A 24,005-nucleotide genomic window follows, 5' to 3' on the forward strand; every position below is an offset into this window, starting at 1 on the left:
ACTTCGCAAGTGAGGCTTCATATGACCGTTACGGCAACTCCGCAAAAACCACTCTGGCGTCGCATCCTACGACAAGGTGCCACCTTAGTCTTCACCCTTTTGGCCATCGCACTGGCCATCGGCTTGATGATCTTCGGCCAAAGTGTCTTGGCCGAGCGCGCCGCCGGTGTTGAAGCACCCGATGCGACAGCACCGATGACCGTCACCGCCGCACGGCTGACCCTCGAGGACGGCTACAGCGTTGCGCGTCACTTTCCGGGACAAATTCAAGCGGCACAGCGCACCACCATGGCCTTCGAACAGGGCGGCACGGTGGCCATGCTCGCGGTGGATGAAGGAGATACGGTCACTGCCGGAACGCTCGTTGCCCGGCTCGACACCCGGTTGATCGAGGCCGAGCAGACCCGCCTGCGCGCCTCCCGCCGCGCACTGGAAGCACAGACCGAGCTGGCGCGTCGGACCACCGACCGGCAGACCGAACTGCGCGAACGCGGCTTTGCGTCCAACCAGGCGGTGGACGATGTGGCCTTGCGCCTGGCGGAACTCGAAGCCCGCATCGCCGAGATCGATGCCAGCCTCGTATCGGTCGCCCTGCAGCTCGAGAAATCCGAGCTGCGCGCGCCCTTTGATGCGACGATCTCGACCCGGATGGTCGACACCGGCGGCACGGTTGGCGCCGGACAGGCGATCCTGTCGCTGGTTGAAACCGGCGGCCAGCAGTTCCGCGTCGGCCTGACGCCTGACATCGTGAGCGCCCTGTCCGAAGCGGCCGAGTTCGAGGCGATCTTTGCCGGCACACGCTATCCGCTGACGCTGGACTCCGTGTTGCCGGAGTTGGACGGCGCGACCCGTACACGCACCGTCTTGCTGAATTTCGCAGACGAGGATCTGCCGCCGTTACGCGAAACAGGCACCCTGGTTCTGAACCAACATGTGGCTGAGCGCGGCGCCTGGGTGCCCCTCTCGGCCTTGCAGGACGCGCCCCGAGGGCTGTGGCAGCTCATGACCTTGCCCGAGAGGTCCGACGCCCTGCGTGTGGGCACCGAAGCGGTTGAGGTTTTGTTCTCCGACGGGGCGCGGGCCTACGTCCGCGGCACCTTCACCGACGGTATGCAGTTCATTCCGGATGGTCCGCACCGCGTTGTCTCCGGTCAGACCGTGCAGCTCACAGGCGAGGCAGGCTGATGGAAACGCTCACCTTCCGGGAACCGCGCATCGTCGCCCTCGCGCTGCTGGTCATCATCGCGGCGGGTCTCTCGGCGCTTCTGGCCATCGGTCGACAGGAAGACCCGACGATCACCAACCTCTTTGCGACGATCACGACCCCCTACCCCGGCGCAGACCCTGCCCGCGTCGAGACATTGGTCACCGCAGAGATCGAAGATGAGCTGCGCGAAATCCCGGAGGTGGACGAGATCAACTCGACCTCGGCGACCGGCATCTCCATCGTCCAGGTGGACCTGCTTGAAACGCTGCCGGATGATAGGATCGAACAGGTGTGGTCCGAAATCCGTGACGCCTTGGGTGATGCGGAGGCGAATTTCCCGCAAGGCGCCCTGACGCCGGAGTTTTCGTCCGATGGCGCAGGCACCTTTGGCGCCATTATCGCGTTATCGGCGGATCACGCGGACGTGCCGCTGTCGATCATGGGCCGCTATGCCGAAACCCTCGCCGACCAGTTGCGCAGCACCGCAGGCACCAAACAGGTCGAAACCTTCGGCGCCCCGGAAGAAGAAGTTCTGGTGACGCTTGATCCGGTCAGGACGGCCGCGCTCGGGCTTACAGCCGACGATGTGTCCGCGGCCATTGCGCGCGCTGACAGCAAAGGGCAAGCCGGACGGCTACGCAGCCTCGACAACGAGCTGATCATCGATATCGCCGGAGACATCACAGCGCTCGACCGCGTGCGCGAGATGATTGTCCGCGAAGGCCCTGATGGCCAGGTCACCCGCGTCGCCGACATCGCCGAGATCAGTCGCGGCCCGCGCTTGCCGCTGGCCGAGCAGGCGCTGCACAATGGTGCTCCAGCGGTTCTTGTCGGCGCCAAGCTCGAGGACGGCTTACAGGTCGATGTGTGGATGGATCGGGTGGTTGCGGAACTTGCAATGTTCCAGACAACGGTGCCTGACAGCATCACGGCCGAGTTGATCTTTGACCAGAGCCGCTACACCGCTGAGCGGCTTGCTGAAGTGGGCGGCAATATGGCGATTGGCGTGGCGCTGGTGGTCGGTGTGCTGCTGATCACCATGGGCGTGCGCGCGGCGCTGATCGTGGCCTTGATATTGCCGATCGTCTCGCTCGCGACCTTGGCCACCATGAACATCATCGGCCTGGCCATCCACCAGATGTCTGTCACCGGTTTGATCGTGGCGCTGGGGCTGCTGGTTGATGCGGGCATCGTGATGACCGACGAGGTCGGACAGCGGATCGCCAAGGGCCAGGCCCGGATCGCCGCGGTGCGCGGAGCGGTACGCCGATTGCTCGCCCCGCTTTTTGCCTCGACAGTGACGACCGCGCTCTCCTTTACCCCCATGATCCTGCTGCCAGGTCCGGCGGGCGATTTCGTGGGCTCTATCGCCATTGCCGTGGTCACCATGCTGATGTGGTCCTTCGTGGTCGCCGTCACGCTGACGCCCGCCATCGCCGGCTGGACCATGCCCAACTCGGACAAGAGCGGCCTCATGTCCTCGGGCCTCAAACTGCCCGCCCTGTCAGCAGCCTTCGCTGCCAGCCTGCGGTGGGCGGTACGCAATCCGCTGCGCTCGGTTGCCTTTGCACTTGTGCTGCCGATCTTGGGCTTCATGTCCATGCCGCTGTTGACAGCTCAATTCTTCCCCGGGGTCGACCGCGACCAGTTCCACATCGAAGTCGATCTGCGGCCCGGCGCAGCAATTGGGCAGACGGCGGAAGTCGTCGCGCGCCTTGATGATTTGCTCCGCAACGCGCCCGAGACCGATCAGGTATCCTGGGTGTTGGGGAAATCCGCACCCGCCTTCTACTACAATATGGCTGGCGGTCGGGACAATGCTGCCCGTTTTGCCGAAGCGCTCGTCACCACCACCTCGCCGGACGCCACCGAGACCCTGATCGCCCGGCTCGAGCGGGAGATCGACAGCGCAGCGCCGGAGGCCCAGGTGCTCGTGCGCGGCCTTGTGCAGGGCCCACCGGTTGATGCCCCTGTCGAGCTGCGCATCGTGGGCCCGGATCTCGCAACCCTGCGCGAAGTGGGTGCAGAGGTCCGGCGCATCGTCGCGGATGTGGATATGGTCACCCTGGCCCGGGGAACCGTAACAACCGGCGCGCCCGAGGTCAGCATTGACGTCGATGAAGCCAAAGCCCGTCAGTTGGGACTGGAACTCGCCTCCGTATCGCGCCAGCTCGAAGCGGGGCTCGAAGGTGTTGCGGGTGGCTCTCTGCTTGAGGGCCCCGAGGAGCTGCCTGTCCGGGTGCGCTTCGGCGATGCCATGCGCAGCGATCTCACCGCCATTGCCGATATGATCTTGCTGCCGCCCAACGCTGCCGCCCTCTCCGCCGAGGGCAGCTTCCCTGGCGTGCCCCTCTCGGCCATCGCCGACCTGACCCTGACCCCGAGCGATCCGATCATTACCCGGCGCAACGCCGAGCGCGTGAACACAATCCAGGCTTTCATCCTCCGCGACGTGCTGCCCGAAGAGGCGCTTGTCGATGTGCAAGCCGCGCTTCAAGCCGAAGGCTTCGCCCTGCCCGCAGGCTACCGGTTGGAGATCGGCGGCGACAGCGACGCGCGCGCCGAGACCATGGGCAACCTGCTCGCCTCGCTCGGGCTGATCGTGACACTGTCGATTGCCGCTATCGTGATGACCTTCAACTCCTTCCGCCTGTCCGCCATCGCGCTGGTGGTCAGCGTGCTCTCCGCGGGGCTCAGCATTCTCGCGCTGGCGGTCTTCCAGTACCCGTTCGGCATCAACGCGATCATCGGTGTCATCGGCTCGATTGGTGTGTCGATCAACGCCGCGATCATCATCATGACCGGGCTGCGCGACGACCCTGACGCGCGTATGGGCGACGCCGACGCAATGGTGGGCGTCCTGATGGGGTCGAGCCGGCACATCATCAGCACCACCATCACCACGTTCGGGGGCTTCCTGCCGCTGATCCTCGCGGGTGGTGGCTTCTGGCCGCCATTTGCCATGTCGGTCGCGGGCGGTGTGCTGCTCTCTACGGTGGTCTCCTTCTACTTCACGCCGCCAATGTTCGCGCTGCTCTACGCAAAGCGCACCGCAGAGACCACGCGCAAACCTGAGCCGCAACCGGTGCTCAACCTCGTCCAGGCGGCAGAGTAACCTGCGTTTAACCTCTATATCTTTATGAAAAGATTTCGGACAGGTCTGGCGCGCCGCCTCTTGTAGACGGCTCTTTCCGCGCGATAAAATTCGCGTCAGATGGTCGCACGGGCGTAGCACCGTGTCGCTATTTGGACAGTGCGTTTCACGCTATCTGTCAAAACGGACCAAAGGCCAGACCCCGCAAGCCGGGGCAGCGATAAAGGATTGCCCATGTCGGACGAAGACGAAATCATCCTGTCGGAGCTGGACGACGAAGAGCTGGTCCAACAGATGTTCGATGACCTCTACGACGGTCTCAAGGAAGAGATCGAGGAAGGGGTCAAGATCCTGCTCGAACGCGGCTGGCAGCCTTACGACATCCTCACAAAAGCGCTGGTGGGGGGGATGACCATCGTCGGTCACGACTTCCGCGACGGCATTCTCTTCGTGCCCGAAGTTCTGCTGGCGGCGAATGCGATGAAGGGCGGCATGGCCATCCTGAAACCCCTGCTGGCCGAAACCGGCGCACCACGTGTGGGCAAGATGGTGATTGGCACGGTCAAGGGCGATATCCACGACATCGGCAAGAACCTCGTTGGCATGATGATGGAGGGCGCCGGTTTTGAAGTTGTGGATCTCGGGATCAACAACGCCGTCGAGAAATACATGGAGGCGCTGGAGACCGAGGCGCCTGATATCCTCGGCATGTCTGCCCTGCTGACGACGACAATGCCCTACATGAAAGTCGTGATCGACACGATGGTCGAACAGGGCGTGCGCGATGACTACATCGTACTGGTCGGCGGCGCGCCTCTGAACGAGGAGTTCGGCAAGGCCATCGGCGCAGATGCCTATTGTCGTGACGCGGCTGTCGCAGTGGAAACCGCCAAGGAATGGGTCGGCCGCAAGCACAATCAGAAAAGCGCCTGACCCCTGCGCGCATGGTGTTGAAAGCCTGCACCCGGGGCCCGGTGCAGGCTTTTGCTTTTGAGAGGGCGCTATGCCGGAGATAAGTGATACCGCATTGACCGAAGCCGGGCTGCCTCTCGACAGCGCGCGCGGGAAGGTGCTGTTGATCGCCTGCGGTGCTCTGGCGCGCGAAATCCTTGATCTGAAAGCGGCGAACGGCTGGGAGCATCTCGATCTCACCTGCCTGCCCGCCAAATACCACCTCTACCCCGAAAAGATCACCGCGAGTGTGCGTGAGGCGGTCGCTAAACACCGCGCCACCTATGATCAGATCTTCGTGGTCTATGCGGATTGCGGCACAGGGGGCCTGCTGCAAGCGGCCTGTGAAGAGCTGGGCGTCGAGATGGTCGCGGGCCCGCACTGCTATTCCTTCTTCGAAGGCAACGCCCGCTTTGCCGATCAAAGCGAGACGGAGTTCACCACGTTCTATCTCACCGACTTTCTGGTCCGTCAGTTCGACGCCTTCGTGGTGAAACCCATGGGACTCGACCGCCACCCGGAGCTGCGCGACATGTATTTCGGGAACTACGAAAAGCTGGTCTACCAGGCGCAGACCGACGATCCGGAGCTGACGACGAAAGCCAAAGCCTGCGCCGATCTGTTGGGCCTCACCTTCGAGCGTCGGTTCACGGGATATGGCGACCTCGCGACCACGCTCGCCAAACTGTGAGACCTCGCCACTGCGCCGCAAAGTCCTAAGGGACTTTGCGGCGCCGCAGGCGCCTCCGCTGGATTAAACAGTCGTAGAGGCCACCAAGCGTATCCGCTCGATCATTGCGCGCAGCCCGTTAGATCGCTGCGCAGAAAGATGATCGTTCAGACCCAGCCGCGCCATCTCGGCCCTTGCATCCACCGCCAGCACCTCGGACATGGGCAACCCATTATACAGCTTGCGCAACACTGCAATCAGCCCGTTCACGATCATCGCATCGCTCTCCCCGTCGAAGTGCAGCGTACCGCCCTCGGTGACCGCGTGCAGCCAGACCTGGCTCGCGCACCCCTCCACCTTGGTCGCAGGCACCTTCAGCGCCGCGTCCAGCGGAGCCATCGCCTTGCCCTCTTCGATCACGAGCCGGTAGCGATCTTCCCAATCCTCGAGGAATTCAAAATCTTCGACCAGCTCTTCAAACTCTGCCTGTGCCATGTCTGTCCTCTTCGTCTTCCCTGCAGGTAAGCCGCGCACCTGCAAAGGTCCAGCCTGCCTTGACGCTTTTCAACGCGGGTCAGATGAGATAATCGAAAGAGAACAAGAATTGATGGCAGGCCCCATGCGTACGACAGTTTCCGTTCTTCTGGTCTCGACCCTGGTGCTCTCTGCCTGTGGCGGCTTTCGCGACAGCCGTGTGAACCCTGCCAACTGGTTTGGCCGCGGCGAACCCGCGCCGGTGGTTGTCCCCGAGGGCGATGAAAACCCGTTGATCCCGACCCGCACAGGGCTGTTCAGTTCCAACCGCGACCGCGATGTCTATCTCGGCCAGCCGATTGATACGGTGAGTGACCTGGTGATTGAGCGCGTGCCGGGCGGGGCTATCATTCGAGCAACCGGTGTGGCCGCCGTGCAAGGCGTCTACGATGTGCGCCTGACGCCGGCAACGGACGAGGAAACGGCCGTGGATGGTGTGCTGACATACCGGTTGGAAGGGCTGCGCAGCTCCGGGCGGCCACAAGGCGCTCCTGTGACCCGCGAGGTTGTCGTCGCCCGCAAAGTCACGGATCAAACGCTGGCTGGCGCACGCACCATCCGGGTTGAGGGCGACCGCAACGCCCTGCAAGCGCGCCGCTGACGCCTATCACGAGCTAGTCGAGCGCGACGATCCGCACGTCCGAGCCGTCCGCCGCAAGCGCGATCTTCCCGTCACAGAGCCGCAGAGCGTCTGCGCCGAACACCTCTTTTCGCCACCCATGCAGGGCCGCCACGTCGCGCAACCCTGCCGCAATCGCGTCGAGATCCGCTGCCGGTGCGATCAGCTTGGCCGCCACGCCCGCGCTCTCAGTCTTGGCCTTCAGCAGCACGCGCAGCAGATCAGCCAAGGCCGGGTTCACCTGCAGCTTGTCCCGCGAGCGATCCGGTTTGGGCATATCATCCTGCGCGCAAGTCACGCCCGTTGCGACAGCCGCCAGAATACCGTCGGCGATATCCCCGCGCCGCGCCTCGCGGAGCAGCAGCCGGGACCGGCCCAACTCCTCGGTGGTTTTGGGCTTGTTGGAGGCCAACTCGACCAGCGCGTCATCCTTGAAAACCCGGTTGCGCGGGATGTTGCGCTCCTGCGCAAATCTCTCCCGGAAGGCGGCCAGTTCTCGGACCACCGCGAGAAAACGCGGCGAATTCGTCCGGGTCTTCACACGGCGCCAAGCCTCTTCCGGCACAACCACATAGGTTTCCGGGCTGGTCAGAACCGTCAACTCTTCCTGCACCCAACGGCTGCGTCCCGTCTCTTCGAGCTTTTGCGCAAGATGTTCATAGATCTCGCGCAGATGCGTCACATCAGCCAGCGCATAGGTCTTCTGGGCTGCGGTCAGCGGGCGCCGCGACCAATCGGTAAATCGTGATGTCTTGTCGAGCGACTTCTTCGCGATGCGACGCACGAGGGTCTCATAGCCCACCTGCTCTCCAAAGCCGCAGACCATGGCAGCGACCTGTGTGTCAAAGAGCGGCTCGGGGAAGACCTTGGCATCGACGTAGAAAATCTCGAGGTCCTGTCGCGCTGCGTGGAAGACCTTGACCACGGACGTATCGCGAAAGAGATCATACAGCGGTTCGAGCGACATCCCCTCCACCAGCGGGTCCACCAGCACCGCCGTGTCATCATCAGTGCCCGGCATGGCAAGCTGGATCAGGCAGAGCTTCGAGTAATAGGTACGCTCCCGCAAGAACTCTGTATCGACCGTCACGTAGTCATGCCTGGACGCCTCGGTGCAGAACGCGGCCAGCTCGGCGGTCGTTGTGAGTGTTTTCATGTGGGCTTTTCTTTTTCTTCGCGAGTATCAACTGGACCCAGTCATCGGACTGTTACACGACGCATCCGCCTTTGGCCAGAACCGCATCCGACGCCCTCAGCGCAGCAGGATAGGGCGCCGATCTCCCGCAACAAACCGCTCCAGAACCATGGGATAAAGCCGGTGCTCCTGCTCCAGAACGCGGGCGGCAAGTGTCTGTTCCGTGTCGTCGGGCCGCACCAACACGGTCGCCTGACCGAGGATGGGCCCGTCATCCAGCGCGGGCGTGACCTCGTGCACGGTGCATCCATGCGAGGCATCGCCGGCCTCGAGCACTCTGCGGTGGGTATGCAGACCCTTGTACTTCGGCAACAGTGACGGGTGGATGTTCAGCATATGCCCGCGCCAGGGATCGATGAAGCCCGCGGTCAGCTTGCGCATGAACCCCGCGAGACAGATGATATCCGGGGCGTGATGCGCAATCGCACCGGTGATCGCATGTTCAAACGCTTCCCGATCCCCATCGAAGGGCTGATGCCGCACCACTTCGGTTGGCACACCGCGCGCCTCGGCCAATTCGAGCCCGCCTGCGCGTGGATCGTTTGACAAGACAACACAGGCCCGCGCGGGGTGATCGCCCTGCATGCTCTCCAACAGCTTGAGCATGTTCGACCCGCCGCCCGAAATGAAAATCGCGACGCGCTTGGTCAAAGCAGCGCGCCCTGATATTGGACACCCGGGGCACTGCCCACGGTGCCAATACGGTGAACCGTTTCGCCTTCACCTTGCAACAGAGCCACCAGAGCCTCCGCGCGCGCTGGCTCGACAACGAGGATCAGCCCGATACCGCAGTTGAAGGTCTTCAACAGCTCCGCTTCCGCGATCCCACCGGTTTGCGCCATCCACCGGAAGACATCGGGCAGTTCCCATGTATCAAGGTCGATCGTCGCGCCAAGATCATCCGGCAGCACGCGCGGCAGGTTCTCCGTGAGCCCACCACCGGTGATATGCGCCAGCGCATGCACACCGCCCGCCGTCAGCGCGGCAAGCGCGGGGCGGACATAGAGCCGGGTCGGGGTCATTAGATCGGCACCAAGCGACTGATCCGACCAGGGGCAGGCATCGCCCCAGCCCAGGCCGGACATCTCGACCAGCTTGCGCACGAGACTGTAGCCGTTGGAATGCACCCCATCCGACGCCAGCCCCAGCAGCACGTCGCCCTCGGCCACGCCTGCGGGCAAATCGGCGCCGCGCTCCATCGCACCTACGGAAAATCCGGCCAGATCGAAGTCGCCCGCCGGATACATCCCCGGCATCTCGGCGGTCTCGCCGCCGATCAGCGCGCAACCCGCGCCTTCGCACCCCTTGGCGATCCCTTCGATGATCCGCGCAGCCTGATCCGTGTCCAAGGCCCCTGTCGCGAAATAATCAAGGAAAAACAAAGGCTCTGCACCTTGGCAGACCAGATCGTTCACGCACATGGCGACGAGGTCGATGCCCACCCCGTCCACATGGCCGGTATCAATAGCGATGCGCAGCTTTGTCCCCACACCATCGGTCGCCGCCACGAGGATCGGATCGACGTAGCCCGCAGCCTTTAGGTCAAAGAGCGCGCCGAAGCCACCCAGACCGGCCATGACACCGGGGCGGTTGGTGCGTTTTGCGGCAGGTTTGATCCGGTCGACCAGCGCATTGCCCGCATCGATATCCACGCCCGCATCCGCATAGGTGATCCCGTTCTTGGGCAGTGTCATGGCAGGGTCCCTCGCGCCGCTCGTTGGATGCCCGGGGGTTAGAGCATTCACCGGCCGCTTGCAATGACCTGACAGCGGCAACCACGCTCTTGACGCGGGCAGCCGGGCACCGTACCCAGCGATCATGGCGGGCCTGTAGCTCAATTGGTTAGAGCAGAGCGCTCATAACGCTTTGGTTGCGGGTTCAAGTCCTGCCGGGCCTACCATCCCTCTAAAATCGCCAGCCTTAAGAATCAGGCATTTTTGTGGCACGCAAACTGGCCCACTGTGGCCCAACCTGGGCGGGAATCCAGGTAGCACCTTGATTTTAAAAGATAGATTTGTTTACCATACGTTCATAATTTTGCCACATTTCAGACAATTTGTGTTAAAAATGAGGCCGCTTTAGCGATGTGTGCTGCTGAAGCGTCTGTTGAGTGACGATGCTTTTGGTAACCGTGGGGCGATGCCCGTGTTTGGTGTGCGAGTAAAACTGGTATGTGCGGCAATGCTGTTTTCATCAGCGGCAATGCCTTTTCAGCTGGCCGCCAGCACGGTCACCGACCTTCCCGACATCGAGACAGAACCCCTGGGCGCGTTCTCCCTTGCGGAGCTCTTGCGCGAAGACCCCTTGGGTGGTGATTGCATCGCCGAGGAAGACATTGATCTCGCCTTCTTCGCGGCGGGGAAAGGGATGCGCCTGCCCCGGACTTGTTTGCCTGAGCCCTGCAACGAAGCCCTCACGCCATTCCGGCTTGCGGAATTGATCGGACGTCCGGCGCAGCCGTCGGAATGGGAGCAGTATTTCTCACGCTATGCCGATGCCTGCCGCAAGGAGGTGGTGAGCTTCGATGAAGAGACTGCCGCGCCCGAGCCTGCATCAAAGGCGGAGTTTTGGGGGCCTATCCTCGGCGGGCGGGTTGTACAGGGGCAACTGATCCTGCCGCAACAAAACGCGCTGCGGCTGTTCGGCCGCGGGACCGGAGCGCGACCAGCCACCTTTGCCAGCTTCGGCGCACCTTTCGGGGGCGGATCTGGTGGCGGAGGCGGCGGCGGTGGAGACACGCCGATCCAGACGCTTTTGACCGATCCGGAAGACGGTGATCCCACCCGAACCGGCGGTGAGCCCGAGGACAATTGGCCTAAAGAGACCGGCGTTGCGCCAAGTCCGGTGCCTTTGCCTGTCGGTGCATGGCTGCTGCTCAGCGGGATTGTCAGTCTCGTTGCCCTGCGCCGACTCAGCATCTGCGGCCAAGCTTAGCGCGCGATCACAATGTCAGCGCGCAATCCGCCAAGCCGGTCGGAACTGCTCAACCGCAAGACGCCCCCATGCGCCCGCGCAATATCCGTCGCGATGGCAAGGCCCAGGCCCACGCCTCCACCGCGATCTTGATTGCGCGCCGCATCCAGCCGGGTGAAGGGCCTTGTGGCCTCGGCCCGCCTGTGCTCCGGAATGCCCGGCCCGTCATCCTCCACCCGCACCCGCAGCGTCTTGTCGGTCAGCAGCACCGAGACCTCGGCCATCGCACCGTAGCGGACCGCATTGGAGATCAGATTGTCCAGCGCGCGACGCATCGCCAACCCGTTGAGCTGCACCGTGCCTTCGCCGTCCCCCTCGGACGGCATCAAGGTGACATCGCGCCCGGCCCGTCGCGCTTCTTCAACGATGCCAGCCACGAAGGAGTGCGGTTCAATCGCCTCCGGTTCCCCCTCGCCCGCGCCTTTTACGAAGTTCAGGAACGCGTCGAGCATGCTTTGCATGTCGTCCACATCCTGCTCCAGCGCGGTCCGTTCGTCCTCATCGAGCATCGACAGGCTGAGCCGCATCCGCGTAAGCGGTGTGCGCAGATCATGGCTGACGCCCGAGAGCATAAGGGTACGCTGCTCGATCTGCCGCTCAATCCGGTTGCGCATGTCCAGGAACGCATTGCCCGCGGCCCGCACTTCCAAGGCGCCTGCGGGGCTGTAGGGTTCATGGCGACCCCGCCCAAAGGCCTCCGCCGCGCTCGCCAGCCGCTTGATCGGCCGCAGTTGATTGCGCAGGTAGAGGATGGCGATCACGGTGACAAGGCCGCCGAAGAAGATCATGTTCACGAAGAGCTGGTGCGGGTTTGAGGCCGATATCCGGCGCCGATCAAAGCCAATCATGACCGGACCGAACCGGCTCTCGGCATAGACGTTGACCCGCCGGTTCTCCGTCAGATCGACCGACGTTACCCGCTGCACCAGCGCAGGCAACATACCCACGATGACCCGGCCCGAGAAATCCATGAAGCCGCGCTGATCCGTGAGCGGAACATCATCCGCCGCGACCGTCTCTACCGTCACGGCCAGTTGCGACAGCGTCGCCTCAACATGATCACCGATGGCTGCACGCTCTGGCGCATCATCAATCACATCGAGCACCAGTCGCAATTCTCTTGCGACAGTCGTCGTCATCTGCTGCGTTACATCCTCGAAATGGCGGGTCAGAAACAGAACAGTCACCACCAGTTGCAGCACGACGACCGGCAGAAGCAGGATCAAAACCGCCCGCGCATAAAGGCTCCGCGGCATATAATGTTTGAGCCAGACGAATGACATGGGCTAGACCCTAGCGGCGCCCCTGCCCTTTAGAAAGAGCGAATGGCCATGCTGTCATTGGAAGACTTCGACCCGCCCGTGGGCCTCGCCCAACGGCTCGAACCGGGCCTGCGCCGCATCCTCGCGCCGAACCCCTCGCCGATGACCTATCGCGGCACGAATACCTATCTTCTGGGCAAGACCGAGGTCGCGGTCATTGACCCGGGGCCAGCAGACGAAGATCATCTGGCGGCCATTCTGAACGCGCTGGAGCCGGGCCAAACGATCACTCATATCGTTGTCAGCCATGCGCATCTCGACCACTCACCGCTCGCCACCGCGTTGCAAGACGCCTGTGGCGCGCCGATCTACGGGTTTGGCCCCGCCGAGAAGGGCCGTTCAGCGGTCATGCAGCGGTTGGCCGAGGGCGGCATGGTCGGCGGTGGCGAGGGGATTGATCGTGCTTTTGCCCCGGATCATGAGTTGGCCGATGGAGACGTGATCGACGGCGCGGGCTGGCGGCTGCGCGCGTTACACACGCCCGGTCACATCGGCAATCACCTGTGCTTCGGGTGGCAGGACGTCTGTTTCACAGCCGATCACGTGATGGGCTGGGCAAGTTCTCTGGTATCCCCGCCCGATGGCGATCTCACGGATTTCATGATGTCGTGCCGGCGCCTGCAGCGACACGCATGGCGGCGGTTCTATCCGGGGCACGGCGATATCGTGGAGGATCCGCAGGCGCGTCTCGATTGGCTCATCTCGCACCGACTGGCGCGCGAAGCCGCGATCCTCGAGGCCCTGGCCGCAGGACCCTCCGATGCCCACCAGTTGGCGCAACGGATCTATGGGGACACACCGGCCGGTCTGATCGCGGCGGCGACGCGCAACGTTCTGGCGCACCTCATTGATCTGGTTGGGAAAAACCGGATCGCACCCAAGGCGCCATTGCGCGCGGATACGCGGTTTCACCTGTTGTAGCGGGCGGAGTTTCAAAAATTGCAGAATCCCGCAAAACCCTCTGGACGGCTGAAAGTGCCGCTGCTATATCGCCAAAACCGTTCCGGCGTAGCTCAGCGGTAGAGCAGTTGACTGTTAATCAATTGGTCGTAGGTTCGATCCCTACCGCCGGAGCCAAAGAATTCAAGGGCTTAGCATGTCATTGCTAAGCCCTTTTTATATCAGGCGCCCAACAGCTGCCCCACATCAAACAACAGGCCGACCAATCATTCCTGATCAGGCGAATTTCACCTTGTAACTCCGATGATTGCGCGGCTATACCCGTCGGCGGAGACGTGGCCGAGTGGTCGAAGGCGCTCCCCTGCTAAGGGAGTAGGCGGGAAACCGTCTCGAGGGTTCGAATCCCTTCGTCTCCGCCACCTTTTTCTCGATAAACTGGCGAATTATCATTTAAGATCAGCAGCATAGAGGTATCGCCTCTAAACTGGTGGTTGACAATTGCCCACTTTTTTGTCCACATTTTTGCTACATCGTCCGCCGAAAAGGTGTAGCCATGGCACTCAAGAAGATCGGGAAGACCTACCACCTGCGGAGACGGGTTCCGAAGCGGTTCGCGTCCATTGAGCCGCGTGAGTTGGTTTCTCAGAGCCTTCACACCGACTCCGAGCAACTGGCCAAGCTCAAGGCCGAGGCCGCCTGGGCGGAGCTTATCGAGGCCTGGGAGTCGCGCCTTGCCGGGGACACAGATGATGCGGAACGCCGTTTCGAGGCCGCGCGTGAACTGGCTGAGCGTCGGGGTTTTCGCTTCCTGCCCGCCGCCAAAGTCGGGGCACTTCCTGTCGCCGAGCTTCTGGAGCGGGTCGAGGCCGTCCCCGAACACAAAGGCGAACCCAACCCGATGGAAGCGGCGGCACTCTTGGGGGGCGTCTCCGAACCACCGATCACGGTCACTCGTGCGCTCGATCTCTATTGGGGACTGGCCAAGGACAAGACCCTGGGCAAGAGCGAAGACCAGCTTCGCCGATGGAAGAACCCCAGGATCAAGGCCGTGAAGAATTTCGTGGACGTGGTTGGCGACAGGCCACTTCCCCAGATCACGGGCGACGACATGCTGGCCTTCCGGGACTGGTGGATTGATCGCATCGCCGATGAAGACCTGACGCCCAACAGTGCCAACAAGGATTTGATCCACCTGGGCGACGTGCTCAAGACGGTCAATCGGATGAAGCGGCTCGGGCTGGTCTTGCCTCTTTCTGACCTGTCCTTGAAAGAGGGCGAGGCCAAGAAACGCCCGCCGTTCTCGGCGACGTGGATTCGCGATCACCTGTTGAAGCCTGGGGCGCTGGACGGATTGAACGATGAGGCCCGAGCGATCATGTTGGCCATGGTCAACACGGGGTGTAGGCCCTCGGAAATTGCCGCCCTGACACCCGAGACGATCCACTTGACTGACAACGTACCCCACATCTCGATTGAGCCCGTAGGACGGCAACTCAAGAGCCGTCGCGCGCGCCGCCGGATCGTTCTGACGGGCGTGAGCCTTGAAGCTATGCGCGGCTTTCCGAACGGTTTCCCGCGATACCGCGACAAGGCGGGCTTGTCCGGGGCGGTGAACAAGTACCTTCGGGAAAACGGGCTCTTGGAGTCGGACAAGCATTCTCTCTACTCATTGCGGCACGCTTTTGAAGACCGCTTGCTTGCGGCCAAGGTGGATGAACGGGTTCGGCGGGACTTGATGGGCCACCGTCTAACCCGTGAAGAGTATGGTGACGGGGCCACGCTGGACTATCAGCGTGAGATTCTTGCTCCGCTGGCCTTCTGAGCGACTGCCCGAGCTCGCGCCACAATGTCTTCCGCCGCCTCGGCTTCGGCGATCTCGGATTCAAGGCGCTGGAAGATCGGCGCATAGACCGGATCGGCCACCACCAAACGTGCAACCTTGTCCCGCGCCCTATGGAGGCGCAGGAGGTTGGACGTGATGGTGGCCGGGGCGTTCATTGGGTCAGAAGGTGCCGTTCAGGCGAACGCGGACGGCGCTGGACGGATTGCCAGCGGCCATGATCGCCACACCGACCTTGGTGTTGCCGGACGCCGTGGTCGTCACCAAGCCGTCGCTGGAACGCCAGTAGACGGCGGCTCCGACGGCGATATCATCGGTCGCGACCTTGGGCATTTCGAAGACGCCTTCGGTCACCAGCACCAGCGGGTCGCCGATCTCGGCGTCACCAGAGGCAATGCCAAACAAGGTTCCGACCCGCACGCCGTCACCAGAGGTCGCGGCGGCTTCTGCGGTCACGGTGATATTCTCACCAGTTTGCACGTAGTTCTTCATGTCAGGTTCCTTTCGAAGTTCTGAAACGGAGGGTTGTCGGAATGGCCCGTCCCGTCGCCTGGGCGATCTCGCGGTCGAGGGCCACCAATGCAGCGGCCATCTGGGCGTCGGACTTGTATTCAACTTCCTCGCCGTTCTGGTCACGGAAGCGCCGCACGCCCTGGACGCGGGCGTCCAGGAGCGCGTCACGCGCCGCGACAAGCTGGTCGACCGTCAGGGCCATGGCTTACGCCCCCGGCACCTGGTGGGCCGCCCGCCAGTCGAGCCAACCCGCGCCGAAATCGAGGAATGCCCGGAACTTCATTCCAAGCGTGTCCCAGGCTTCCGTGCGCTGGATTTGGACACCCTGGGCGCTGGACAGGTAGGCGTATTGCATTGCCGCCAGGCGGGCGGTGTCGGCGAACACATACCAAGTGTTGGACGGAAGCCGGGGCTCGACCAGGAGCGTGAGCTTGCCGCCGAACGGGTTCACATCATCGCTCTTGTTTGGCTGGATGCTGGCGAGAACCTGTTCGGCCTCGGTCTCCAGGTTGGCGGGCACTAGGACATAGCGCGGGGTCGCGCTGATGATGGTGGCACCGTCCAGACCAGTACGAGTCCGCATCGCCTGCCGTGCCGAGGTCAAGGCGGTGATCGTCGGCATGGCCGATGCACCGACATTTTCCCGGCTGGCGTCGAAGACCGGCGTGCCGTCAGACAGGTTTGGATTGCTGACGATCAGGTCGACCAGGATGTCCGCTTCGGTCTGGGCAGCGGCTTCGCCAAGGGCAGCGGTCGTGTCGCCGAGCATCCCCAGGTCATCGTCAATCAGGAGATTCCGGGACACGGTGACGCCACGGGCGAAGGTCTTGAGGCGCATGGTTTCGCCGTTCTCGGCCCGCGATGTGTGGGTGATCTCGCCATTCTCGGCGATCTCTTCCAGCCGCCCCATTTCGCCTAGGCGGATCGCCGTGGACTCCTTGAAGTTCGGCAACGTGCGCTGACGGCAGAGGGTCTTAAGCGGCGACTCGGCGGCCCGGTAGCTGTCCAATGCGACCTTGCCCATGGCGTTCGACACCAGGAGCGGGAAGTCGGACGTGGTGTGGGCGGCGGCGCGGGTGAACACGTCATCGGCGCTCATGCCACGGGTCGACACACCGGCCCGCTGGAGGCTTTCCGTTGCGATGTCCCGCAGGGACAAGTTCAGGTATTGCCGGGCATCCTCGGGACACTCGCCGCCCGCCATGCGTGTCGCCAGGGCGTCCGATTGACGGCGGGTGATGACCGCAGGGTCATCGTTCTGCGCCGCGTGCGTGCGAATGATCGGGGCCGAGCGGCGGCGCTCCTGCACCGCGTCATAGACCTCGGCCTTGGCACGGGTCAGGTCCGCGCCAGCGTCGATCAGATCGTCGGCGATCTCGGGGCCAAGCCCCGCTTCGCGCACCAGCGTGCGAATGTCGCTCCGCCGGGTTTGCTCCGCCGCTTCCGGCGAAACCGTTTCGATAGTGTCTTCGGGCATGTCGTTTCCTTTCTGCCGGAGTCGTGCCGAGGGATCGGCGGGGTTAGAGGTCAAGGTGACCTCGGTGATGTGCCAACGGGTTGGCGTCTTAACGCGCCCCTCTGGCCCGGATTTCTCGGTCCATCCGGCCACGCGGTATCCAATGGAAACCCCGGTGACAGTTCCGTCCGCGATCCGCTGCACCACGGGTGCGGCATCTTCGGCGGAGGTCATCTCCAGAAGAGCGAGAACCGAGTCCCCTTCCAAAGAGATGGACCGAACCCGTCCCACCTGGTCTCGAACGGACGCGGTTCGATGTGAGTCCAGGACGGGCAAACCGTCGACGGCGGACTGGTCCAGAGTGTCAGCCGTCAGAACTTCGAAGAATGGCCCCCGCGCATCCCGTCGCTGCACGGGTGTGGGGGTTGCGATGACTGCCGAAACCGTTCGAGTCTCGGGGTCGTATGAATTGGGGCGCGTGCTGGCCGCGCGGCTCATATCAAGCGGCATTGTCGTCTCCTGTTGTCGTAAAGGTCAGGCCAAGGGCGCGTTCACGTTCACCGTCCGCTGCGATCTCGGCGTCGAGTCGATCCACGTTCCAGCCAAGAGAGGCGACGGCCTGACGGCGGCTGGTGAGCCCCATGGCCAGGAGTTCACGCACGGCCTGAGCATCCTTGGCGGGGTCGACCTGCATAGGGCGCGGGGCCAGCCATTCGACACGCAAGGCGGGTGCCAGGTCGGCAAGCTCCAGGCGTCCGGCCAGATATTCGTCGGTGACGACGCGGCGGAATACCGGGTCCAGGAATTGCGGGACCAGGGTGTGATAGACGAACTGTTCGACCTTGGCCCGGAACGGCAGGAGGCCCGCGCGAAGGCTCGAATAGTTCGCCCCGGTCAGATCGCCATCAACCAGGTGTTGGGGCACGCCCAGGCCAGCGGCAATCTGGCCGAGGGTGAGCTTGGCGAAGGAAATCCCGTCCTTGGCTTGCTCGGGGGTGTTGAACTTTACGTCTAGGCCGCCGGGAAGAACCCGCATGGTGCCGGGCTCCAGGCTGATGTCGCCGAGCGCGTCGGCATCGGAGAACCCGTCGCCCGCGCCGCCCAGGTTGTTCACGTCGGTGACAAACCCGGTGTGCATCGCGGCCACCTTGGCACCGACCAGGAGCGCGTCTTGAAGCTGGTCAAATTCATTGACCGTCAGGAGGATGCTCGCCAGTTGCGACACGCCCCGGACCTGCCCAGGCCCGAGCGGGCGGAAGATGTGCAAAACGGTTTCGGCAGGAACCCGGATCGCCTCGGGCGCGGTCGGGAATAGATCGGTCGGGCGTGCGGGCCGGATATGGTAGGCCACGCGCTCGCCCAGGGCGTTGAACTCGATACCAGCGACGATGTAGCCGCCGCCCGAAAGCTCGGTCGTCATCGACTCGTCAACAAACTCGGCGGGAAGCTGGCGCAGCACGGCCCGCCCGGCGCGGTCTTCGATGAGGAAGAACGCTTCACCGTCGACTATCTCGGCTTGCACCGCAGCCGCCATGAGGCCCCGCAGATCGGTGCGACCCTCGGCGTCAATCCGCGCTGCCGCGTCTAGGAAGGCGGAGTCGATCTCGGCTCGGATCGTCAGATCAGGGTGCGCCGAAGTTGCTTCGATTCCGGCCCCCACAGCCTCGGCCACAATCGCGTTCACCCCGTTCCGAATATAGCCGTTGTTCGCATAGGCGTGCCGGGCTCGGGCTCGGATGGTCGGACCCGCCGCCAACGTCTCGGGGCCGTGACTGGCATAGTTGGCACGCGCACCGAACCGTCGCCCGCTTTGGGCGTCGAAGGACCGCATTTGAGCGGGCGGTTCGGCAGTCCGCCGAAACCATTTCGGGAGGAACGCGAACGCCATCTTAGCCTTCCCGCAGCAGGTCTAAGACAGGCTTCACAAGATCGGTGACAGGCCAGACTAGAAACTGTGTCGACCCTTCGGCGTAGTCCTGGGTCCTCACTTCCGGGCCGCCGATCACAGCCGTTACGTGCGACCATGGCTTGGTTACAAGATCAATTCTCGCAAAGACCGGACGATCAGACTTTATGTCCGGCAAGAATGCCCTGAGCTTTTTGCCGAGTTCTGCATTCAGATGCTCGATAGTGTTCCAGTTTGTGCCGTTCAGACTTGCTGTAATGCTCACGACAGCCGCTACAACATCGGCCTCTGCGAACGTCATTGTCTTTCCTTGTGAACGGGGCTGGCTACTCGAAATCAATCCTTTGTCTCGAAGCATTCGAGCGCGGTCATAGATGCGCTGGCGCTCGTCGTCAGTGTCTCGATCTCCGCGCGTTTTCCATACTGCGTCGGCGACTTGGCGAAGGGTGACTTCCATGTGTGCCTCCTGTGTTGCTCACAAGGGCGTACAACCTGCGAAGTGGATTCGCAAGTTAATTCTTGCGAAGATACTTCGCAGGTGTTAGTTGGTACGAGCGACCTGATCGTCGCTTTTCCTCAGTCTCGGGGCGGGGTTGTAGTCATGGCTCCGCCCCAACCTTTTTGGAGGTGCCAGTGAAAGAAGATTTTGGACTGTCGAAGATGGATCGTCTCAAAGCAGAGGCGGAAACGATCTTCTGCAATGCGTATCCAAGAGGCTACCCGCTTGGCAAAATCAGGCGACTGATAATCAGAAGGTTCGAAAAGGCTGGTGTGCTACCACCCTCTGACGTGCTTGCCTACGCAGTTCCTGGACTCAGCGACAGGATGGTTTCGGATTGGGATTCAAGCCTTGATACCACGGCCCCTTGGGTAAAAACGCTACAAACCTAGCTGGATCGGTCTTTCCACGCCGTCGAGCAGCACCATTTTTATGTCTCGACACCTTTTAGATGAGCGAGTTTTCGCCTATATGTAGTGGCATGAATGCGCATCAAAGGAATTTATAGTGTCTCGCTGGTCTGAAGTTTTTGAGAAACACCCGATCCATCAGCTTTTGAACCAGGCGGCAGAGTACCTTGAAACTGAAGTTGAGGATACGGACGCGGCTTTCGAAGACGAGCGGCGAAGACTGGTAAGTGTCGTTGAGAATCTGCGGACGATCATTGCCGGTTTGAATCCTGAGTTTTACCCGCAGCAATGGCTGGACCAAATCCATCAGCATCTGGCTCACCAGCATTTCAACAACCAACTTCAAGCGTATTCTTCATCGCCGCAGATGAACCACTTGACGGTCGCCAATGACCACATAACCCAATACGCTCCGCAAATATTCAACCTTGCATCAATGTCTCGGCAAATGGAGGCTCAAGACGCGATCACAAAGGCACAGAAAGCCTTTGGTTCGTTTACCGAATCCATGGAGACAACCGCGAATGAGACAGATGAGCGGTTCAACAACCACGAAGCCGAATTACAGCGGATAAGCGAAAAGGCTGAGTCTTTAGAGGCCGAGCTAGCCACCTTGGACACATCTGTGGCCGAGAAGCTCTCTGAATGGCAGAGCGAATTTACGGACAAACAGACAACTCGGGCTGAAGAATATTCAGAAAACCAAATTGCGCGAGAGACCAAGTTCGAAGAATTGCTGACCGAATGGAACGCGAAGATCGACAATCAACAAGCGGACATTGAAAAGACGCAAAAGGACAAATTGCAAGCGACGCTAGATCACTTTCAAGAAACGGGCCGCGCAGTCCTGGCAGACGTGTCGCAAAAGCATGAAGAGGTCAAAGAGATTCACAAACTTGTTGGTCGCGATAGTGTTGCAGGTGGTTATCAAACGAGTGCTGGTGACGAGAAAAAACAAGCTAACTTTTGGCGTTTTGTATCTCTTGCGTGCATTGCGGGAACAGCAATTTGGTTGCTCATCAAGTACAACAGCGGCTTTACGCCTGGGCCAGATGGTGGTGTGAATTGGCCGGATGTCATTACTGCGTCGTCCCTTACGGCGATTTTGATCTATGCCGCAAGCTACACGTCCCGCCAATCTCGAATGCATCGTGACAATGAGAAGCTGCTACGATCCTACGCGCTTGAGACAAAAGCGTTAGACCCTTTTATTGCAAGTTTAGAAAAGAAAGAGCAGCAAGCAATCAAGGCCGAATTGGTCAGAAGAATGTTTGGTCAGCAAAACGCGGTGGCCGAGCGGAAAAACGTCAAGTTGGACGATACAACTGTAAAGACGCTAGTGGACAGTGTAACGGATACCGTTTCAGAGGCAGCCAATAAACTGGTGAATAAGGGTTAGTTGCTGAGCCAGGCCGAGTGGAAAACTGTTCGGCGGGACTTCGGTCCGTTTACTCGGGACAGATCATCCGCACGTCGATCCAGATCAACGCCGACAAGCTGGCGGGCTGCAAAGGCATAGACCAAGGTGTCGAGGGCTTCATTCCGCCGTCCGCTGATGATTTCCCATCGCCGCACCGGGTGCCCCCGGCTGAATTTCGTCACCAGCCGCTCGGCCCGTATCTGGTCGAAGTAATCGCCGCGTAGCGTCTCGGAAAACAGGATCGTTTCACCATGGGCAAGGCGCTGGTGAAGCTGTTGCTTGATACCGTCGATACCGACCAGCCCGAGCCGGAGCTTGCGGCTTGTGGAGAACGCCAAGGACGGGCGAGAGAACCCGGCCACACCCTTGCCCGCCAGCACGCGCCGGGCCGCCCGAGGACGGCAGAACGCATAGACATGATCGGCCCAATTCCCGGAGTCGATGACTGCCGCGTCGACCGTCAGGAGCCCCCCGGGTGGGTGATGGAATTGACGGCGCAAGAGGTCGTCTACCTCGGCCCAGGTTTCGTTTTCGGTTGGTGCGCCCCAGACGGTCTCATGGCCGAGCACGCGCATATCGCCGTCCCGTGTCCAGGCGACGAAAGTCGCTTCGATGCGATCCGCCTGCACGTCGCCCCCCACGGTGACCACCAGGCTGTCAGAGGGCACGGAGTCGAGTGAGAACGGGCGCTGGAGCGCGCCAAGGTCGGTGGCGTCCAGGTCGTCGCCCTCACCGCGCCACGGCTCGCCCAGGACGGTATTCAACCACGGTTTGAGAGTCGTCGGGCTCCGCTTGGCCTGCACAAACTCGGCGGCCAGGCGCGGCCATGAGGCGTTCGGCAGGGTCGAGGTCAAGGACGTGAGCTTGTATCCCCGGTGCCCCTCCACCTGGGGCGCGGTGGCCGTCCAGCGGCCCTCTGCGACCATGGGCGGCTTCTGGTGATCCTCCACCACAGACCCGCACGACGGGCACACCCAATGCGCCGTCTCGGGCTTGTCGGCGTCCCACCGGATGTCCGCCCAGACAATCTCATGGAAATCGCCGCACCCCGGACATGGCACTTCGAAGACCCGCTTGTCGGATTGCTCATACGCCCGCAGAATCCGGCTGGTCTCGGCGTCGACAGGAGTCGAGGCCAACACGATCCGCCGATTGCCGAAGGTCATCGTGCGGCGGATCGCCAGTTCGACGGGATCGCCCTCCACCCCGGCGCTGAGTTCGTAGGCGTCGATTTCGTCGGCGAAGAGCACCCGTGCCGTTCGGGCGCGAAGGTTTCGGGGCGCGCGGGCCGAGACGATGGATAGCGACCCGCCTGCGAAATGCCGGTGCAGGAGCACGTCGCGGCCCGACGCATCCGTCGTCAAGGCGGCCCGGAGCGACGGCGACTCGTTGAAGGTCGGTTCCACCACGCTCACCATAAGGTGCCGCGCGTCCGCCTCTGCCGGAACGGTGCAGAGAACTGGCGACGGGTCGTTATGGACGAAATGCCCGAGCGCGCCGACCATGAGTTGGGTCGCGCCGACGCGGGCCGATTTCAGGATGGTGACGCGCTCGACCGTATCGTCGCCGATGGAGTCGGCGATCTCGATTTGCGGCTTCCACAGGCGCATCCGCCCAGGCTGCGCGGCCAGGCTGGAGGGCAGGAAGATGCTGGACTCGATCCACTCGGAAAGACGCAGCTTCGCGGGCGGGCGGAACGCTTCCAGCGCCTCGCAGCGCAGATCGGCGAAACGGGGGTCAACGGTCATCGGCGATCATCTCCATGGCGTCTCGGATTTCGGCGTCGAGGGCTTGTGTCGCCTTGCGGTCGAGCCCCAGGCGCGCGGTCACGCGGCTCGGGATCGCCAGGACGGCGGCGCGCAGGTCGACCACTACGGCCCGCCATTCATGCGCGACCTGCCGGGCGTCCAGGAGTTCGCCCCGTGTCTTCGCGTTGGCGATCTCGACTTTCTCGGCGTTGGCCTTGGCGAGTCGGAGCTTCTGTTCGGCCAGGTCCGGGTTGCTGGTCAGGCGGCCTTTCTGCCCGGCCCGCAGATGCTCGACATAAGCGAGGATCGCGGCTTGCAGGTCGAACCGTCCGTCATGTCTCGGGATCACGCCTTCGCGGGCCAGGGCGTGGATGCGCGCGGGCGAAAGGTTCAGCCATTGGGATAGATCGGCGGCGCTCACGGTTTCGGAGTTCTCCGGCGCTGGCCAATCGAAGCCCAGGAGGTCTTCATCGTCTGCCATGGGCTGGCCCCTTTCTGGAGTTTCTGGAAATTCCAGAGTTGAATTGTCGATTCCAAAAATTCTGGAGTGAGCGAAATGTCGGGGCTCCGCGCCCCCCGCAACACGCCAACTCCAGGAAGGACCCGAGCCCGCCATCCCCGGCTCCAGCGGTTCTAGGGATTTCCAGAAACTCCAGAGATGCAGAGCGGGGCAGCGGCGAGACCAGACGGCGAGACCACCCTAAAGGGTGTGGTCTCGGTCGGTCTCGGCCTCCGCAGCCATGCCGTG

21 protein-coding genes and 3 tRNA genes are annotated in these 24,005 nt (G+C 62.2%); 12 read left to right on the forward strand and 12 right to left on the reverse strand.

The annotated features are described in order from the left end of the window. Positions 1-21: 21 nt before the first annotated feature. The 4 genes from ACVC7O_RS12195 to ACVC7O_RS12210 all read left to right on the forward strand — a co-directional run bounded on the left by ACVC7O_RS12195 (position 22) and on the right by ACVC7O_RS12210 (position 5,943). Positions 22-1,185, forward strand: a complete 1,164-nt coding sequence (locus ACVC7O_RS12195; RefSeq protein ID WP_458322402.1) for an efflux RND transporter periplasmic adaptor subunit — start codon at positions 22-24, stop codon at positions 1,183-1,185. Beyond that, entirely contained in the window at positions 1,185-4,322 is a 3,138-nt protein-coding gene (locus tag ACVC7O_RS12200) for an efflux RND transporter permease subunit (RefSeq protein ID WP_458322403.1), read from the forward strand. The genes ACVC7O_RS12195 and ACVC7O_RS12200 overlap by 1 nt, the downstream gene beginning before the upstream one ends. A 213-nt stretch (positions 4,323-4,535) precedes the next feature. Next, positions 4,536-5,234, forward strand: coding sequence for a corrinoid protein (locus tag ACVC7O_RS12205; protein ID WP_458322404.1), 699 nt, complete (start codon positions 4,536-4,538; stop codon positions 5,232-5,234). 70 nt (positions 5,235-5,304) lie between these two features. Beyond that, on the forward strand, positions 5,305-5,943 hold the full coding sequence (locus ACVC7O_RS12210; protein WP_458322405.1) for a DUF1638 domain-containing protein: 639 nt from the start codon (positions 5,305-5,307) through the stop codon (positions 5,941-5,943). Positions 5,944-6,006: 63 nt separating this feature from the next. On the opposite strand, the gene ACVC7O_RS12215 is transcribed toward ACVC7O_RS12210, so the two are convergent. Then, a complete protein-coding gene (locus tag ACVC7O_RS12215; protein ID WP_458322406.1) occupies positions 6,007-6,417 on the reverse strand; it encodes a SufE family protein in 411 nt (136 codons plus the stop codon). A 124-nt stretch (positions 6,418-6,541) separates the two neighbouring features. On the opposite strand from ACVC7O_RS12215, the gene ACVC7O_RS12220 reads away from it, so the two are divergent. After that, on the forward strand, positions 6,542-7,057 hold the full coding sequence (locus ACVC7O_RS12220; protein WP_458322407.1) for a hypothetical protein: 516 nt from the start codon (positions 6,542-6,544) through the stop codon (positions 7,055-7,057). 13 nt (positions 7,058-7,070) lie between these two features. Here ACVC7O_RS12220 and rnd read toward each other — a convergent pair whose 3' ends face one another. The 3 genes from rnd to purM form a co-directional block, all read right to left on the reverse strand. Beyond that, on the reverse strand, positions 7,071-8,231 hold the full coding sequence (rnd, locus tag ACVC7O_RS12225; protein WP_458322408.1) for a ribonuclease D: 1,161 nt from the start codon (positions 8,229-8,231) through the stop codon (positions 7,071-7,073). A gap of 96 nt (positions 8,232-8,327) precedes the next feature. Then, the gene (purN, locus tag ACVC7O_RS12230; protein ID WP_458322409.1) at positions 8,328-8,921 is read right to left on the reverse strand and encodes a phosphoribosylglycinamide formyltransferase; all 594 of its coding nucleotides are present in this window, start codon (positions 8,919-8,921) and stop codon (positions 8,328-8,330) included. After that, the gene (purM, locus tag ACVC7O_RS12235) at positions 8,918-9,964 is read right to left on the reverse strand and encodes a phosphoribosylformylglycinamidine cyclo-ligase (RefSeq protein ID WP_458322410.1); all 1,047 of its coding nucleotides are present in this window, start codon (positions 9,962-9,964) and stop codon (positions 8,918-8,920) included. Before purM ends, purN begins: the two co-directional genes overlap by 4 nt. 129 nt (positions 9,965-10,093) lie before the next feature. Here purM and ACVC7O_RS12240 point away from each other — a divergent pair. Both ACVC7O_RS12240 and ACVC7O_RS12245 read left to right on the forward strand, forming a co-directional pair. Then, positions 10,094-10,170: transfer RNA gene (locus ACVC7O_RS12240), tRNA-Ile, on the forward strand. Positions 10,171-10,472: 302 nt separating this feature from the next. Continuing rightward, positions 10,473-11,204, forward strand: a complete 732-nt coding sequence (locus ACVC7O_RS12245) for a VPLPA-CTERM sorting domain-containing protein (RefSeq protein ID WP_458322411.1) — start codon at positions 10,473-10,475, stop codon at positions 11,202-11,204. Here the strand turns inward: ACVC7O_RS12245 and ACVC7O_RS12250 are convergent. After that, positions 11,201-12,526, reverse strand: coding sequence for an ATP-binding protein (locus tag ACVC7O_RS12250; protein ID WP_458322412.1), 1,326 nt, complete (start codon positions 12,524-12,526; stop codon positions 11,201-11,203). The two genes, ACVC7O_RS12245 and ACVC7O_RS12250, sit on opposite strands and share 4 nt — an antisense overlap. 48 nt (positions 12,527-12,574) lie before the next feature. Here ACVC7O_RS12250 and ACVC7O_RS12255 point away from each other — a divergent pair, with 48 nt between their 5' ends. The 4 genes from ACVC7O_RS12255 to ACVC7O_RS12270 all read left to right on the forward strand — a co-directional run bounded on the left by ACVC7O_RS12255 (position 12,575) and on the right by ACVC7O_RS12270 (position 15,287). After that, entirely contained in the window at positions 12,575-13,486 is a 912-nt protein-coding gene (locus ACVC7O_RS12255) for an MBL fold metallo-hydrolase (RefSeq protein WP_458322413.1), read from the forward strand. Between the two features lie 81 nt (positions 13,487-13,567). After that, a tRNA-Asn gene (locus ACVC7O_RS12260) sits at positions 13,568-13,642 on the forward strand. 152 nt (positions 13,643-13,794) lie between these two features. After that, a tRNA-Ser gene (locus ACVC7O_RS12265) sits at positions 13,795-13,884 on the forward strand. A gap of 134 nt (positions 13,885-14,018) precedes the next feature. Beyond that, entirely contained in the window at positions 14,019-15,287 is a 1,269-nt protein-coding gene (locus tag ACVC7O_RS12270) for a DUF6538 domain-containing protein (RefSeq protein WP_458322414.1), read from the forward strand. A gap of 180 nt (positions 15,288-15,467) precedes the next feature. On the opposite strand, the gene ACVC7O_RS12275 is transcribed toward ACVC7O_RS12270, so the two are convergent. The 5 genes from ACVC7O_RS12275 to ACVC7O_RS12295 are packed head-to-tail and all read right to left on the reverse strand — an operon-like array spanning position 15,468 to position 19,637. Then, positions 15,468-15,797 (reverse strand): DUF2190 family protein, encoded by a 330-nt coding sequence (locus ACVC7O_RS12275; protein ID WP_458322415.1) that lies wholly within the window; start codon positions 15,795-15,797, stop codon positions 15,468-15,470. A 1-nt stretch (position 15,798) separates the two neighbouring features. Continuing rightward, positions 15,799-16,020 carry a phage head-tail joining protein gene (locus tag ACVC7O_RS12280; protein ID WP_458322416.1) on the reverse strand — a complete coding sequence of 74 codons (222 nt, stop codon included), beginning with the start codon at positions 16,018-16,020 and terminating at the stop codon, positions 15,799-15,801. 3 nt (positions 16,021-16,023) lie between these two features. Further along, positions 16,024-17,784 (reverse strand): prohead protease/major capsid protein fusion protein, encoded by a 1,761-nt coding sequence (locus tag ACVC7O_RS12285; protein ID WP_458322417.1) that lies wholly within the window; start codon positions 17,782-17,784, stop codon positions 16,024-16,026. Next, positions 17,774-19,162, reverse strand: a complete 1,389-nt coding sequence (locus ACVC7O_RS12290; protein WP_458322418.1) for a phage portal protein — start codon at positions 19,160-19,162, stop codon at positions 17,774-17,776. Before ACVC7O_RS12290 ends, ACVC7O_RS12285 begins: the two co-directional genes overlap by 11 nt. A 1-nt stretch (position 19,163) precedes the next feature. Further along, positions 19,164-19,637, reverse strand: coding sequence for a hypothetical protein (locus ACVC7O_RS12295; protein ID WP_458322419.1), 474 nt, complete (start codon positions 19,635-19,637; stop codon positions 19,164-19,166). A gap of 549 nt (positions 19,638-20,186) precedes the next feature. Here ACVC7O_RS12295 and ACVC7O_RS12300 point away from each other — a divergent pair. After that, on the forward strand, positions 20,187-21,488 hold the full coding sequence (locus tag ACVC7O_RS12300; protein ID WP_458322420.1) for a hypothetical protein: 1,302 nt from the start codon (positions 20,187-20,189) through the stop codon (positions 21,486-21,488). Here ACVC7O_RS12300 and ACVC7O_RS12305 read toward each other — a convergent pair. Both ACVC7O_RS12305 and ACVC7O_RS12310 read right to left on the reverse strand, forming a co-directional pair. Next, entirely contained in the window at positions 21,485-23,257 is a 1,773-nt protein-coding gene (locus ACVC7O_RS12305; protein ID WP_458322421.1) for a phage terminase large subunit family protein, read from the reverse strand. The genes ACVC7O_RS12300 and ACVC7O_RS12305 overlap by 4 nt on opposite strands. Beyond that, on the reverse strand, positions 23,247-23,738 hold the full coding sequence (locus ACVC7O_RS12310; protein ID WP_458322422.1) for a hypothetical protein: 492 nt from the start codon (positions 23,736-23,738) through the stop codon (positions 23,247-23,249). Before ACVC7O_RS12310 ends, ACVC7O_RS12305 begins: the two co-directional genes overlap by 11 nt. Between the last annotated feature and the right edge of the window lie 267 nt (positions 23,739-24,005).

Source organism: Roseobacter cerffii (assembly GCF_054226325.1).